Consider the following 13,474-nt stretch of genomic DNA (forward strand, 5'->3'; position numbering starts at 1 on the left):
ACTCCTTTTTTATCCTCTCTGGAACACACACAGTCCATGCGCAGATCCCTGCCAGACCGCCGTTATCACCGGATTATCCTCTCCAGCGAATGGGGGAACGGCGCGCCATTCCCCTTCGGGTAAAACTATATCTGTCACCTCAAGCGTGGCATTTATCGCGATCAGAAAACGGTCCGACAACAGAATTTGCATCAGCTTAGGCCCGTTTTGCCACTCATCCGCACTCAAGGGTTGCGCGTTTTTATTCAGCCAACGCACGTTGCCATCGCCTTCTTCCCACCAGCTATTGCCGGTTAAAGCCGGTATCTGCTGACGCAAACGAATCAGCGCGGCGGTAAACGTGGTTAACCCACGGTTTGCCTGCTGCCAGTCCAGCCAGGTTAAGGCATTATCCTGACAATAGGCGTTATTGTTGCCGTGCTGGCTATGGCCGTGTTCATCGCCTGCCAGCAGCATCGGCGTTCCCTGAGAGAGCAGTAGCGTCGCCAGCAGGGCATGAATGCTGTCGCGCCGCCGCTCCATTAAATCAAGCGGACCGCCTAATCCTTCTTTACCATGATTGTCGCTGTAATTGCTGTTGGTGCCGTCGCGATTTTCCTCACCGTTCGCCTCATTGTGTTTCTGATTGAAACAGACGCAGTCCCGGAGCGTAAAACCGTCATGCGCCGTGAGCAGATTGACAGAGGCGCCGGGCGTGCGGCCATTGCGTTTAAACACATCGCTGGAAGCGGCGAAACGACAGGCAAATTCCCCCGTCGTCAGGTTACGCGGCAACCAGAATCGGCGGGCCGCATCGCGAAAATGATCGTTCCACTCGGCAAACGGTGGCGGAAAATTCCCGACCTGATAGCCGCCCTCGCCAATATCCCACGGTTCAGCAATCAGCTTGACCGTTGATAACACAGGACACGCTTTAATCGCGGCGAACAGCGGCGCATCCTGGCGAAACGTCGGCGTGCGCCCCATGACGGACGCCAAATCAAAACGAAAACCATCGACATGACAGGTTTCCACCCAATAGCGCAAACACTCGCACGCGTATTCCACCACGCCAGGATGGCTTAAATTGAGCGTGTTGCCGCACCCCGTCCAGTTGTGATAATCGCCATCGTCCCTTATCCAATAATAGCTACGGTTATCAATTCCGCGCAGGGAGAAGGTTGGACCGTCCAGATCCAGCTCGGCGCTATGGTTTAATACGATGTCCAGAATGACCTCAATCCCCGCGCGATGCAGCGCTTTCACCGCGTCGCGAAACTCGTCCAGCGCCGTCTCGGGCGAACTGGCCCAGGCGGGATGCAGCGCGAACATCGCCATCGGGTTATAACCCCAATAATTGGTCAGTCCCATACGTTGCAGGCGCGGCTCGCTGGCAAACTGCGCCACCGGCAACAGTTCCAGCGCCGTAATGCCAAGCTGTTTGAAATACGCCACCATGACCGGATGACCGAGCGCTTTATAGGTGCCGCGTATCTCCTGGGGGAGTTCCGGATGCAGGTAGGTCAGCCCTTTGACATGCGCTTCATAGATGACCGTTTTTCCCCACGGCGTGCGCGGCGCGGCGTCATCTTCCCAGTCATAATGGTCGCTGATTATCACGCTTTTCGGCGCCACCGCCGCGTTATCGCGGTAATCCGGTTCATCGTGTCCGCCGTGCAACAGCGGATGATCTTTTAGTTCGCCCTCGACCCGGCGCGCATAAGGATCAAGCAGTAACTTCGCCGGATTAAACCGATGCCCCTGCGCTGGCTGCCACGGGCCATGTACGCGATAGCCATAGCGCAAACCAGGCCTGGCGCCTACCAGATAACCATGCCAGACATCGCCGCGACGTCCTGGCAGGTCATAGCGGCGCTCATTCCCTCGGGAATCAAAAACGCACAGCTCTACGCGCTCCGCATGGGCGGAAAAGAGCGTGAAATTCACGCCATGACCGTCATACGTTGCGCCATGCGGCGTTGCTTCGCCGATCGCAAGCTGCGTCATTCCCCCTCCCGCATCAGCCAGATCGTCGCCAACGGCGGTAACGTCAGGCTAAGAGAGTGCTGACGGCCATGGCTTTCGATCTCATCGCTGTGCACCACGCCGCCGTTGCCGGTGTTGCTACCGTGATAATGCATCGAATCAGTATTGAGAATTTCACGCCAGCGTCCCGGCTGGTTGATGCCAAAACGGTAGTCGTGGCGAGGAACGGGCGTAAAGTTGCTGGCGACGATGATCTCGTTACCGGCTTTATCACGGCGTACAAAAATCAGTACCGAGCGTTCATTGTCATCGACCACCAGCCACTCAAAGCCGTAAGCATCAAAATCCAGCTCATGCAACGCTTTATGGTGGCGATAGGTGTGGTTGAGATCGCGTACCAGACGCTGAACCCCGTGGTGCCAGTTATCGCCCCCCTCCAGCAAGTGCCAGTCGAGGCTGGCGTCATGGTTCCACTCGCGTCCCTGGGCAAACTCATTCCCCATAAACAGCAGTTTCTTGCCGGGGAAGGCCCACATCCAGCCATAGTAGGCGCGCAGGTTGGCGAATTTTTGCCACGCATCGCCCGGCATACGATCGAGAATGGATTTCTTGCCGTGAACCACCTCATCGTGCGACAGCGGCAGAACAAAGTTTTCGGTATGGTTGTACAACATACCAAAGGTCAGCTTGTCGTGATGATACTGGCGGTACACTGGGTCCAGCTTCATATAGTCCAGCGTGTCGTGCATCCAGCCCAGGTTCCACTTGTACCAGAACCCCAGGCCGCCCGTTTCCGGTGGACGCGTCACGCCAGAGAAGTCTGTCGACTCTTCCGCCATGCTGACCGCGCCGGGCACCTGCTCGCCAATAATGCGGTTGGTATTACGCAGAAACTCAATGGCTTCCAGGTTTTCACGACCGCCGAACTCGTTCGGTATCCACTCGCCCTCTTTGCGGCTGTAGTCGCGGTAGATCATAGAGGCCACCGCATCGACACGCAGCGCATCAATCCCAAAACGCTCCATCCAGTACAGGGCGTTGCCCACCAGATAATTACTGACTTCACGACGACCATAGTTGTAGATCAGCGTATTCCAGTCCTGGTGATAGCCCTCGCGCGGATCGCTGTGCTCATAGAGGTGGGTGCCGTCAAACTCCGCGAGGCTAAATTCATCGGACGGGAAATGGCCCGGCACCCAGTCGAGAATGACGTTAAGGCCCGCCGCATGGGCCGCATTGATGAAATAGCGGAAGTCGTCCCGCGTACCAAAGCGGCGGGTCGGCGCGTAGAGGCCGGTCGGCTGGTAGCCCCAACTGCCGTCAAACGGATGTTCGTTGACCGGCAAGAGTTCAAGGTGCGTAAAGCCCATCCATTTGGCGTAAGGCACAAGCTGATCCGCCAGTTCACGATAGCTCAGCCAGAAATTGTTATCCGTATGGCGGCGCCATGAACCTAAATGCACCTCATAAATCGAGATCGGCGCATCAAACTGATTGGCTTTTTGTCGTTCTTCGCTTGGCGTCACTTTCTCCGGCAGTCCGCAAATCATCGACGCCGTTTCCGGACGCATCTGCGCCTCAAAAGCATAGGGATCGGCTTTAATGCGCAGATTACCGTTCGCATCAAGCAGCTCGAATTTATACAGTTGTCCATTATGCGCGCCGGGGATAAACAGCTCCCAAATACCGCTCTCTTTGCGCAGACGCATCGGGTGGCGACGCCCATCCCAATAGTTGAATTGCCCGACAACCGAAACGCGACGAGCATTAGGCGCCCAGACGGAGAAACGGGTGCCGGTGACGCCATCCATCGTATCGGCGTGCGCGCCCAGCGTTTCATAAGGACGCAGGTGGGTGCCTTCCGACAATAGCCAGACATCCATTTCCTGTATTAATGGACCAAAACGGTAAGGATCGTCGATGAGGTTCTGCTGTCCGTGCCAGGTCACGGCGAGCTGATAGCGAAAGAAATTTTTACGTCGGGGTAAAACGCCGCAGAAAAAACCGCGAGCGTCGAGACATTCCAGTTTGCCGACTTTACGTCCGGTTTTGGGTTCAATCACCCATACGTCGGTGGCGTCAGGTAATAGGGCGCGGACTTCTAGTCCGGCTTGGGTCTGGTGCATTCCGAGTACGGAAAAAGGGTCCGCAAAATGTCCTGCAATTAGCGCATTAATCACGTCTCTATCGATACGACTGGACATGGTTTGTCATCCTGTTTTGTGGCGTCACTCCATCTCACTGAATTCAACATCAGGTAGTGACACTTCTTTGACCTGAACGGCGCAGCACACTGTGCATCCTATCTGCGTCGTCCTACCTTCAGGTTAGGCTTAATACCCGTGGGATTAAGCTACCCTTAAAGAATAGCCAATGCTCTGCTTAACTCCTGATAAAAATGAAACATCTGCGTTTACTCCTGTATTACGCAAAAAAAGGGTGACGATGCACCCCTGGTTTAACACAAATTTCCCCGCCGGATGGCGGCGCTAACGCGCCTTATCCGGCCTACAGAACCACACGCAGGCCCGATAAGCGCTGCAATAGCTACTACGCCAACTGGCGCAGCATTCGACGCAGCGGCTCGGCGGCGCCCCATAACAACTGGTCGCCTACGGTAAACGCCGACAAGAACTCTGGCCCCATGTTCAGCTTACGCAGACGACCAACCGGCGTAGTCAACGTGCCGGTCACCGCCGCCGGGGTTAATTCGCGCATAGTGATATCACGATCGTTCGGCACCACTTTCGCCCACGGATTATGTGCCGCCAGCAGTTCTTCCACCGTCGGAATGGATACCTCTTTTTTCAGCTTGATGGTGAACGCCTGGCTGTGACAGCGCAGCGCGCCGACGCGCACACACAAACCATCAACCGGGATCACAGAGGCAGTATTGAGGATCTTGTTGGTTTCCGCCTGGCCTTTCCACTCTTCGCGGCTTTGGCCGTTATCGAGCTGTTTGTCGATCCAGGGGATCAGGCTTCCCGCCAGCGGTACGCCAAAGTTATCAACCGGCAGCTCGCCGCTGCGGGTCAATGCCGTAACTTTGCGTTCAATATCAAGAATTGCGGAAGACGGCGTCGCCAGTTCATCGGCGACATGGCCATACAACTGACCCATTTGGGTTAACAGCTCGCGCATATGGCGCGCGCCGCCGCCGGAGGCGGCCTGATAGGTCGCGACGGATACCCAGTCAACGAGATTATGGGCAAAGAGACCGCCCAGCGACATCAACATCAGGCTAACGGTACAGTTACCGCCCACAAAGGTCTTCACGCCATTGTTCAGGCCGTCGGTAATCACGTCCTGGTTGACCGGGTCGAGAATAATAATGGCATCATCTTTCATGCGCAGCGTAGAAGCTGCATCAATCCAGTAACCCTGCCATCCGCTTTCGCGCAGCTTTGGATAAATTTCGTTGGTATAATCGCCGCCCTGGCAAGTCACGATGATATCGAGCGCTTTTAGCGCATCCAGATCAAAAGCGTCCTGTAGCGTGCCGGTGGAGGTGTCGCCGAAGGTGGGCGCCGCCTGTCCAAACTGGGAGGTAGAAAAGAAAACAGGGCGAATAGCGTCGAAATCGCGCTCCTCTACCATGCGTTGCATGAGAACAGAGCCGACCATTCCGCGCCAGCCGATAAAACCAACATTTTTCATAGCGTTTTTTTCCTGCAAAGAGATGTGCTGTGTATGCGCGCCAGTATCCTGTGGCGCATCCTTCACCATACAAAAAGCAGCCAAAGTCGCAAGTGAAATTAATCAATGATAGCGAAGCCATCAGTAATGCGACTTATCCTGCCTTACCGCGCAAGCAGAAAGTCCAGTGGCGATTATCAGGGAATTTGCGTTAGGAAGGGAATCATTTCCGTCGCTGTTTTATTGATCCTAATTATGGATCAGCGTAGAAATTTGCCTGCTTTTATGCGCGTACTGAAACATGGCGAGGCAAAATGTCGTTGGGCGATTGCCATGCACACCTCAATAAAAAAACCGGGTAGCGATTACGCCTTACCCGGCTTACGGTGTCGATATGTGCCCGTTTCCAGGCCCGGTAAGCACAGCGCCACCGGGCAACAAGACTCAGCTCAGCAGTTGGAAAGCAATCATTCCGACAATCGCGCCGACCGTGCCGAGGATAGTTTCCATCATCGTCCAGGTCTTCAGCGTCTGCGCTTCGGTCGCGCCGGTAAATTTACCGAACAGCCAGAAGCCGGCGTCGTTAACATGAGAAACCACAATTGAACCGCCGGCGATACAGATAGAGAGCGCCGCCATCTGCGCGCCGGAGAAATTCAGTTGCTCAATGACCGGCATCACCAGACCGACCGCGGTTAAACACGCCACGGTCGCGGAACCCTGAATGATGCGCACCGCCGCCGCCAGTACAAAGCAGGTAATGGCAATCGGCAGTCCCATACCGGTTAACGCTTCGCCCAGCGCCGGGCCGACGCCGGAGTCAACCAGTACCTGTTTGAACACCCCGCCTGCGCCAATCACCAGCAGGATAATGCCCGCCGGTTGCAGCGCGTGGCCGCAGATTTCCATCACTTTGTCTTTCGGCATCCCCTGACGCATCGCCAGGCCGTAAATCGCTACCAGACAAGCGACCAGAATCGCAGTGAAGGGGTGGCCGATAAACTCAAACCATTCGTAAGCGGTGGAACCTTCCGGCACAAAACGCGCGGCGATCGTTTTCAGTCCTACCAGCACCAACGGCAGCAGGATCAGCGACAGGCTGAAGCCGAAAGAAGGCATTTTGCCTTCGCCCAGATGCGGCTCGGTAATGTCGTCAGGAATACGCAGCTCAACGTAACGGCTGATAAAATTCCCCCACAGCGGCCCGGCGATAATCATGCCAGGAATGGCGGCGCACAGCCCAATCAGGATCATCCAGCCGAAATCAGCATGCATCTGGGAAGCCAGCAGCATCGGCGCAGGCCCAGGCAACAAAAACGCCGCGGCTGCCGCCACGCCCGCAAACAGCGGAATGACCAGCTTCACCAGGTTTGTGCCGGTATGACGCGCCATTGAGAACGCCACGCTTATCAGCAGCACAATCGCCACTTCAAAGAACAGCGGAAGCGCGCAAATCAGCCCGGCCAGGCCAATCGCATAGTGCGCGCGGTTATGACCAAAGGATTTAAGCATTTTCACGGCTATCTGATCGACCGCGCCGGTTTCATGCAGAATCTTGCCAAACATCGCCCCCAGCGCGACCACAATCGCCAGGAATCCCAGCGTGCCGCCCATCCCTTTTTCCATGGTCGCGGCGATTTTATCAAGCGGCATCCCTGAAAAAAGCCCCGCGCCCATTGAGACGACCATTAACGCGACGAAGGCGTGCATACGCGCCTTCATCACGAGAAACAGCAGCAGTAAGACGGAACCGACGGCGGTTAAAACCAGTGTTAATGTACTCACAGCGTACTGCCTTTATTGATGACCTCAATGGTGCTCGCCACGACGCCTTCCAGCGGCTGGTCGATATCCACCACCAGAACATCGCGTTCGTCGGCACCCGGCTCTTGCAGCGTTTCAAACTGCGTCACCAGCATCTGGGTTTTGAAGAAATGACCTTTGCGCGCTTTCAGACGGCTTTCAATGACGTCGAAATCACCTTTCAGATAGATAAAGGAGAGGTTCGGGTTTCCCTCGCGCAGCAGGTCGCGATAGTGTTTTTTCAGTGCGGAACAGACGATCAGCGAGATTTTATTGGTACGCTGCATCGCGAAAGCGGCGTCGTTCAGCGCCTGTAACCACGGTTTGCGGTCATCATCATTCAACGGCTCGCCGGAGGCCATTTTTTCAATATTGCAGCGCGGATGCAGAAAATCGCCGTCCAGAAACGCGGCATGAAGCTGATGCGCCACGGCGCTTGCGACAGCGGATTTACCGCTGCCTGATACGCCCATCAGAACGTAAACGTGGTGATCATGATTAGTCGTGCTCAAAGCGGGCCCCCACTCTACAAGTTGCAAAATTTGTTACGGGTAACTGTTATCGGTAACATTGTCCAACCGCACCATTCACGACGCAATGACCATTCGTGCCAAAAGTGAATAAGTGTGAGCTACTTCAAAGTTGTCAGACTAAATAGATCCGCCCGGTGACAAGGTGAAACCTAAATCTAACATTTTTGGCGTGACCGTTTCGCCGCGAATGCGGGCCAACAGACGTTCCGCGCCAATGCTGCCCATTCGCTCGCGCGGCGTCAGGACGCTTGCCAGACGCGGTTCCATCACCTGGCCGATGTCATGACCGTGGAACCCGGCGATCGCCATGTCGTCCGGGATTTTTAGCCCCAGGCGCTGGCATTCGAAGGCCGCCCCCACCGCCAGGTCATCGTTGGTGCAAAAAATACCGTCAAGCTGTGGGTATTCGCGTCGCGCCTGGCGCATGAGTTCGATACCGGAAGAGTAGGATGAAGATTGCTCCATCATCACACTGTAAGGAACCAGGCCTGCGTCCCGCATCGCCTGTTCATAGCCCTTCTGCTTGATGATAGTACGTTCGTCGAGGCGCGCCCCCAGATAGGCGATATGACGATGACCGCGCGCGATAATCGCGGCGGTCATCTGACGGGCGGCCTCGAAGTTGTCAAAACCAACGGCAATATCGAGACACGGCGACTGGCTGTCCATCAGTTCCACCACCGGAATCCCGGCGACTTCGATCATTTTTAAGGTGCGCGGCGTATGGGTACGCTCAGTGAGGATCAGGCCGTCGATATTCCAGGAGAGCATCGATTCCAGGCGCTCCTGCTCCATCTCCGGTTTATAGCCGTAGTGCGCCAGCATGGTCTGATACCCGTGGGCATCGGTGACGGCCTCAATGCCGCGTAACACTTCCGCAAAGACCTGGTTGGTTAAAGACGGCAGCAGAACGCCAATGGCGCGGCTGGTGGCGTTGGAAAGAATGTCAGGCGCGCGATTAGGAATGTACCCGAGCTCATCAAGCGCAGCCGCAATTTTACCCCGCAGCGCGACGGAGACCTGCTCCGGATTACGCAAAAAACGGCTGACCGTCATTTTGGTCACGCCCACACGGTCGGCCACATCCTGAAGTACGGGTCTTTTCTTTTTCATCGTCCTGAAAGGTATAAAAGGGATAGATTTGCCCAGTTTACCACGGACGTGCGGAATTAATGACAAACGATGAAAAGCCGGATGGCAACGCTTTCGCGTCTTATCCGGCCTACAAAAGGTTACAGCACGTTAAACTGGCGGCAAGTCAAACAGCAACACTTCACTGTCGCTGTCGGCATGAATCGAGATTGCCTGCTCATCCCAAATCGCCAGACCATCGCTGGTGGTGGCTTTAGTACCGTTAATGGTCACGTTACCTTTTACCACCTGGATCCAGACGCGGCGCTCAGCGGCAATCTGATGCACCGACTGCTCATCTTTGAGCAGCGCCCAGCGGTACAGCTCCATATCCTGGTGGACCTTCAGCGAACCATCGCGAGCATCTGGCGAAAGCACCAGTTGCTTGCCCTGCGCGGCGTCGAAGCGACGCTGTTCGTAGCGCGGCGTGATGCCGGTTTCTTGCGGAATGATCCAGATCTGGTACAGCCGCAGACGATCCGTTTTGCTCGGGTTGTACTCGGAGTGGCGAACGCCGGTCCCGGCGCTCATAATCTGGAATTCACCTGCCGGAACCTGTTCTTTATTGCCCATACTGTCCTGGTGTTCTACGGCGCCTTCCAGCACATAGGTCAAAATTTCCATGTCTTTATGCGGATGCGTGCCGAACCCCTGGCCTGCGTCGATCACGTCGTCGTTAATCACACGCAGCGCCGAGAACCCCATAAAGTTCGGATCGTAATAATCGGCAAAAGAAAAGGTATGCCAGGAGTCAAGCCAGCCATGATTCGCATGACCGCGGTCGTTTGCTTTGCGTAAGTAGATCATTGTGTTCACCCCCAGATGTTTTCGATGGAATAAGTGTGGACTCATTCCGTCCGGGATCATAGAGGGTGAAAATTGACTCCTCTGTTCAAAAAATATGAATAAGCGCAGAGGAGTCTGTAAGGGCTATTTAGCGAGGGTTATCGTCGCAGGCGATGCCTGTTCGAAAGCACGTTCGAGGATTTCCAGATTGGTAAGAACTTCAGATTCCTTGACGTAATTAGGCGTACCGACGGTCAACGTCTGGTACAGCGCATCATAAACACGACCATAGTCACCCGTTTCCGGTTTCACCTCTTCTTTCACCGTAACACCGTCATCGTTAACATATTCCAGCACGCCGACGGATTCGTCAGCGGCGAAACCGGGTTCACCGGGCATAATGTTCGCTTTCAGGCTGGTTTCTTGTTGATCGATACCGTACTTCACAAACGAACCTTTAGTCCCATGCACGATAAATTTCGGGTAATCAATTTTCACCAGGTGGCTGGTTTTAACGATAGCCTTCAAATCGCCATAAAATAGTTGCGCTTCAAAGGTGTCATCCGGATTCGCTTTATTACGCAGGCTACGAATGTCATACGCGACATGATCCGGGCGGCCAAATAGCGAAATAATTTGATCCATGGTGTGGACGCCAAGTCCGTAGAAAGCGCCATCCTGCGGCAGGCCCGGTTTGGTTTCCGCCACGGGTCGGTAGTAGTCAAAATGGCTTTCAACTTCGACAATCTTGCCCAGTTTCCCGCTCTCAATCGCTTTTTTAGCCGTGAGAAAACAGGAATCAAAACGCCGATTCTGATACGGCGTAACGGTCAGTCCTTTGCTTCGCGCCAGGTCGAACAACACTTTTGCCTGCGCCAGCGTCGGCGTGAAAGGTTTCTCAACCAGCACATTTTTACCCGCTTCCAGCGCGCGTTTGGCGTATTCGAAATGGCTGTCAGCATGCGTACAGACGATCACCAGTTTTACCTGCGGATCGCCCAACACCTCATCCAGATCGCTGGTGAAGTGAATATGTGAATACTGCGGCGCCTGCTCTTCCGGTTTAGCGTGACGACGGAAAATATGCGCGACATGCCAGGTATCTTTCCGATTCAGAACATAGGGGAGATGGTAACGGGTGGTACTTTTGCCGAATCCAATAAATGCGCAGTGTAAGGTCATGAGACGATCCTTTTGAAGATGATTGTTTACACCATAGCGCAAAGCGTGAGGAGACTGAATGTTGGATTCTTTGACGGTGGCGGAGAAGACTTTTCGGGCCTACAAAAGCAGATGCCTCAAGATCGGCCGTCGGCGTCGCGGTCAGTTTGTTCACGGCAAGCGCGCAGGGCCCGGAGCGTACTAAATGTACGTGAGGAGCACGAGCACTTCCCGGGGACAAAATGACAAGTAAGCCAGGCTGAAACAAAACCCAAAAAAAAGCCAGCAAAAGCTGGCTAAAGTAATACTGGAAGCAATGTGAGCAATGTCGTGCTTTCAGGTTCTCCGTAGGGGTTCCCCTGAACGCAAGGCAATAATAATCATTCTCATTCGCACTTGTCTACTTCTTTTTGCAAAAAAATGCGGTTGACGGAATTTTCTTTCTCAGCGAGTGTAAAAACACAATTACCCCTGCAGGAGATAAGGAATGAGTGAAATAGTGATACGCCACGCTGAACCGAAAGATTACGACGCCATTCGTCAGATCCACGCCCAGCCGGAGGTGTATCACAACACGCTACAGGTTCCTCATCCTTCCCTCGAAATGTGGCAGGCGCGGCTAACCGAGCAAGCCGGGGTTAAACAACTGGTTGCCTGCATTGACGATATTGTCGTTGGCCATCTTTCTATTCAGGTCACCCAACGTCCTCGCCGCAGCCACGTGGCCGATTTTGGTATCTGCGTGGATGCCCGGTGGCACAATCGCGGCATTGCCAGCGCGCTGATCCGCACGATGATCGACATGTGTGACAACTGGCTGCGCGTCGAGCGTATCGAGTTAACGGTATTTGTTGATAACGAGCCCGCGGTGGCGGTGTATAAGAAGTACGGCTTTGAAATCCAAGGCACCGGTAAGAAATACGGCCTGCGCAACGGTGAGTACGTTGATGCGTACTTTATGGCGCGCGTGAAATAGCGCTTCCCCGCCCCACCCTGTGGGGCGAAACGTCACAAACCTTCACAACATTCCAGTTATTGCAACCTACTTCCCCTATATCAAAACAATAACCACCTGAATTTCATGGTTATTACCACTTTAAGCTTTATCACCGTTTTTTCCGTAATTTTAGCAATATTAATATTACATTTTTGTTTTTTTTTGGTTTCTGCCATCACTTTATGGTGACAATCACAACAATATACTCCTCCCGGGACTAATTTAACCACGGTGAGGTAAAAAATGAAATTTGAACGCCATCATAGAATATTGAAGGAACTCAGTATTTCGGGAGTTGTAAAAGTTTCAAATCTGGCGAAAAGTCTCAAGGTAACAAAGGAAACTATTCGTTCAGATCTCAATGAACTTGCCGGACAGGGATATCTTACTCGCTGTCATGGTGGTGCATTTATTACCCTTGATTCTCTTGATAACGTCGCAAAAAATGAAATTGCTTATGTGCTGGAAAAATATGAATCAGCGCAGAAAATAAAAAAAGGTCTCTCTGCCATGAAAAGTAATGTATGTGTTATTGGCTCGTTCAATGTTGATATCATCAGTTATCTACCGAGATTACCCTCAACGGGAGAATCATTGCTGGCCGATAAATTTATTTTTTCACCCGGCGGTAAGGGATGTAATCAGGCATTAGCAGCAAGCTATGCCGACTCTGATGTGCATTTTATTACTAAAGTAGGGTCAGATCATTTTAGTGATTACGCCATTAATTTTATAAACTCATCAAAAATCCATAAAAGTGTTATCTACCAGACCAAAGAAACACAAACAGGTACAGCAACCATCATGGTGAATGGAGATACCGGAGATAACGTCATCGCTATCTACCCTGGCGCCAACATGACAATTTCCCCTGATGAAATCACCATTCAAAAAGAAGCCATTGTTCATTCAGATATTGTTCTTGTCCAACTGGAGACGAATTACGAAGCGCTGCAGCAAACAATTCGTCTCGCACAAAAAAATGACATACCGGTCATCATCAATCCAGCGCCATACAATGACATGGTTAACACCATCATTGATAACATTGATTATATTACGCCAAATGAAACGGAAGCAGGCCTGCTGGCCAATATGGCGGTTAATGATATCGAATCAGCCAAATGCGCGGCCAAAATTATTCATCAGAAAGGCGTCAAAAATACCATTATTACATTAGGTAGCAAAGGTTCGCTTGCTTATGATGGCACACAATTCATCTATTCCCCGGCATTTCCGGCAGTTGTAAAAAATACGGCGGGAGCGGGTGACGCTTTCAATGGCGCCCTCGCATCTGGCCTTGCAAAAGGAAAGTCACTGGCATCCGCATTGTGCTACGCCAGCGCATTTGCCTCACTTGCGGTTGAAACGCCTAATGCCTCTGATATGCCGGAAAACGACTCCGTTCTTCATCGTATTCAGGGTTCACATTACAAACAAACTATTTCTACTCACTAAATCA

General features: G+C 53.1%; 10 protein-coding genes and 1 pseudogene. 3 read left to right on the forward strand and 8 right to left on the reverse strand.

The features are described from left to right. Nucleotides 1-9: 9 nt before the first annotated feature. From glgX to asd, 3 genes are all read right to left on the reverse strand, one after another. Nucleotides 10-1,986 (reverse strand): glycogen debranching protein GlgX, encoded by a 1,977-nt coding sequence (gene glgX, locus NA624_RS08780; RefSeq protein WP_000192500.1) that lies wholly within the window; start codon nt 1,984-1,986, stop codon nt 10-12. Continuing rightward, a complete protein-coding gene (glgB, locus tag NA624_RS08785; RefSeq protein ID WP_000098558.1) occupies nt 1,983-4,169 on the reverse strand; it encodes a 1,4-alpha-glucan branching enzyme in 2,187 nt (728 codons plus the stop codon). Before glgB ends, glgX begins: the two co-directional genes overlap by 4 nt. 346 nt (nt 4,170-4,515) lie before the next feature. After that, nucleotides 4,516-5,622, reverse strand: a complete 1,107-nt coding sequence (gene asd / locus NA624_RS08790; protein ID WP_000799940.1) for an aspartate-semialdehyde dehydrogenase — start codon at nt 5,620-5,622, stop codon at nt 4,516-4,518. Between the two features lie 126 nt (nt 5,623-5,748). Between asd and NA624_RS08795 the strand changes: the two are divergent. Beyond that, nucleotides 5,749-6,123, forward strand: a pseudogene (locus NA624_RS08795) (MarC family protein); the annotation flags it as partial. On the opposite strand, the gene gntU reads toward NA624_RS08795, so the two are convergent. From gntU to NA624_RS08820, 5 genes are all read right to left on the reverse strand, one after another. Next, on the reverse strand, nt 6,046-7,386 hold the full coding sequence (gene gntU / locus NA624_RS08800) for a gluconate transporter (RefSeq protein WP_000105950.1): 1,341 nt from the start codon (nt 7,384-7,386) through the stop codon (nt 6,046-6,048). The pseudogene NA624_RS08795 and the gene gntU sit on opposite strands and share 78 nt — an antisense overlap. Continuing rightward, on the reverse strand, nt 7,383-7,916 hold the full coding sequence (gntK, locus tag NA624_RS08805) for a gluconokinase (RefSeq protein WP_000108342.1): 534 nt from the start codon (nt 7,914-7,916) through the stop codon (nt 7,383-7,385). The genes gntU and gntK overlap by 4 nt, the downstream gene beginning before the upstream one ends. A 138-nt stretch (nt 7,917-8,054) precedes the next feature. After that, the gene (gntR, locus tag NA624_RS08810; RefSeq protein ID WP_000730239.1) at nt 8,055-9,050 is read right to left on the reverse strand and encodes a gluconate operon transcriptional repressor GntR; all 996 of its coding nucleotides are present in this window, start codon (nt 9,048-9,050) and stop codon (nt 8,055-8,057) included. Nucleotides 9,051-9,179: 129 nt separating this feature from the next. After that, nucleotides 9,180-9,875, reverse strand: a complete 696-nt coding sequence (locus tag NA624_RS08815) for a pirin family protein (protein ID WP_000639789.1) — start codon at nt 9,873-9,875, stop codon at nt 9,180-9,182. A 123-nt stretch (nt 9,876-9,998) separates the two neighbouring features. Then, entirely contained in the window at nt 9,999-11,036 is a 1,038-nt protein-coding gene (locus NA624_RS08820) for an oxidoreductase (RefSeq protein ID WP_000172401.1), read from the reverse strand. A gap of 466 nt (nt 11,037-11,502) precedes the next feature. Between NA624_RS08820 and yhhY the strand changes: the two genes are divergently transcribed. Beyond that, nucleotides 11,503-11,991, forward strand: a complete 489-nt coding sequence (gene yhhY / locus NA624_RS08825) for an N-acetyltransferase (RefSeq protein ID WP_001290281.1) — start codon at nt 11,503-11,505, stop codon at nt 11,989-11,991. A 264-nt stretch (nt 11,992-12,255) separates the two neighbouring features. After that, a complete protein-coding gene (locus NA624_RS08830; RefSeq protein WP_000667446.1) occupies nt 12,256-13,470 on the forward strand; it encodes a PfkB family carbohydrate kinase in 1,215 nt (404 codons plus the stop codon). The last annotated feature ends 4 nt before the right edge of the window (nt 13,471-13,474 follow it).

Source organism: Salmonella sp. NW38, assembly GCF_051807745.1.
GTDB classification, from domain to species: domain Bacteria; phylum Pseudomonadota; class Gammaproteobacteria; order Enterobacterales; family Enterobacteriaceae; genus Salmonella; species Salmonella enterica.

Bases quoted from the DNA above. Each gene is read 5' to 3' on its own strand.
- glgX (WP_000192500.1), bottom strand. From the start codon at position 1,986: ATGACGCAGCTTGCGATCGGCGAAGCAACGCCGCATGGCGCAACGTAT.
- glgB (WP_000098558.1), bottom strand. From the start codon at position 4,169: ATGTCCAGTCGTATCGATAGAGACGTGATTAATGCGCTAATTGCAGGA.
- asd (WP_000799940.1), bottom strand. From the start codon at position 5,622: ATGAAAAATGTTGGTTTTATCGGCTGGCGCGGAATGGTCGGCTCTGTT.
- gntR (WP_000730239.1), bottom strand. From the start codon at position 9,050: ATGAAAAAGAAAAGACCCGTACTTCAGGATGTGGCCGACCGTGTGGGC.
- NA624_RS08815 (WP_000639789.1), bottom strand. From the start codon at position 9,875: ATGATCTACTTACGCAAAGCAAACGACCGCGGTCATGCGAATCATGGC.
- NA624_RS08820 (WP_000172401.1), bottom strand. From the start codon at position 11,036: ATGACCTTACACTGCGCATTTATTGGATTCGGCAAAAGTACCACCCGT.
- yhhY (WP_001290281.1), top strand. From the start codon at position 11,503: ATGAGTGAAATAGTGATACGCCACGCTGAACCGAAAGATTACGACGCC.
- NA624_RS08830 (WP_000667446.1), top strand. From the start codon at position 12,256: ATGAAATTTGAACGCCATCATAGAATATTGAAGGAACTCAGTATTTCG.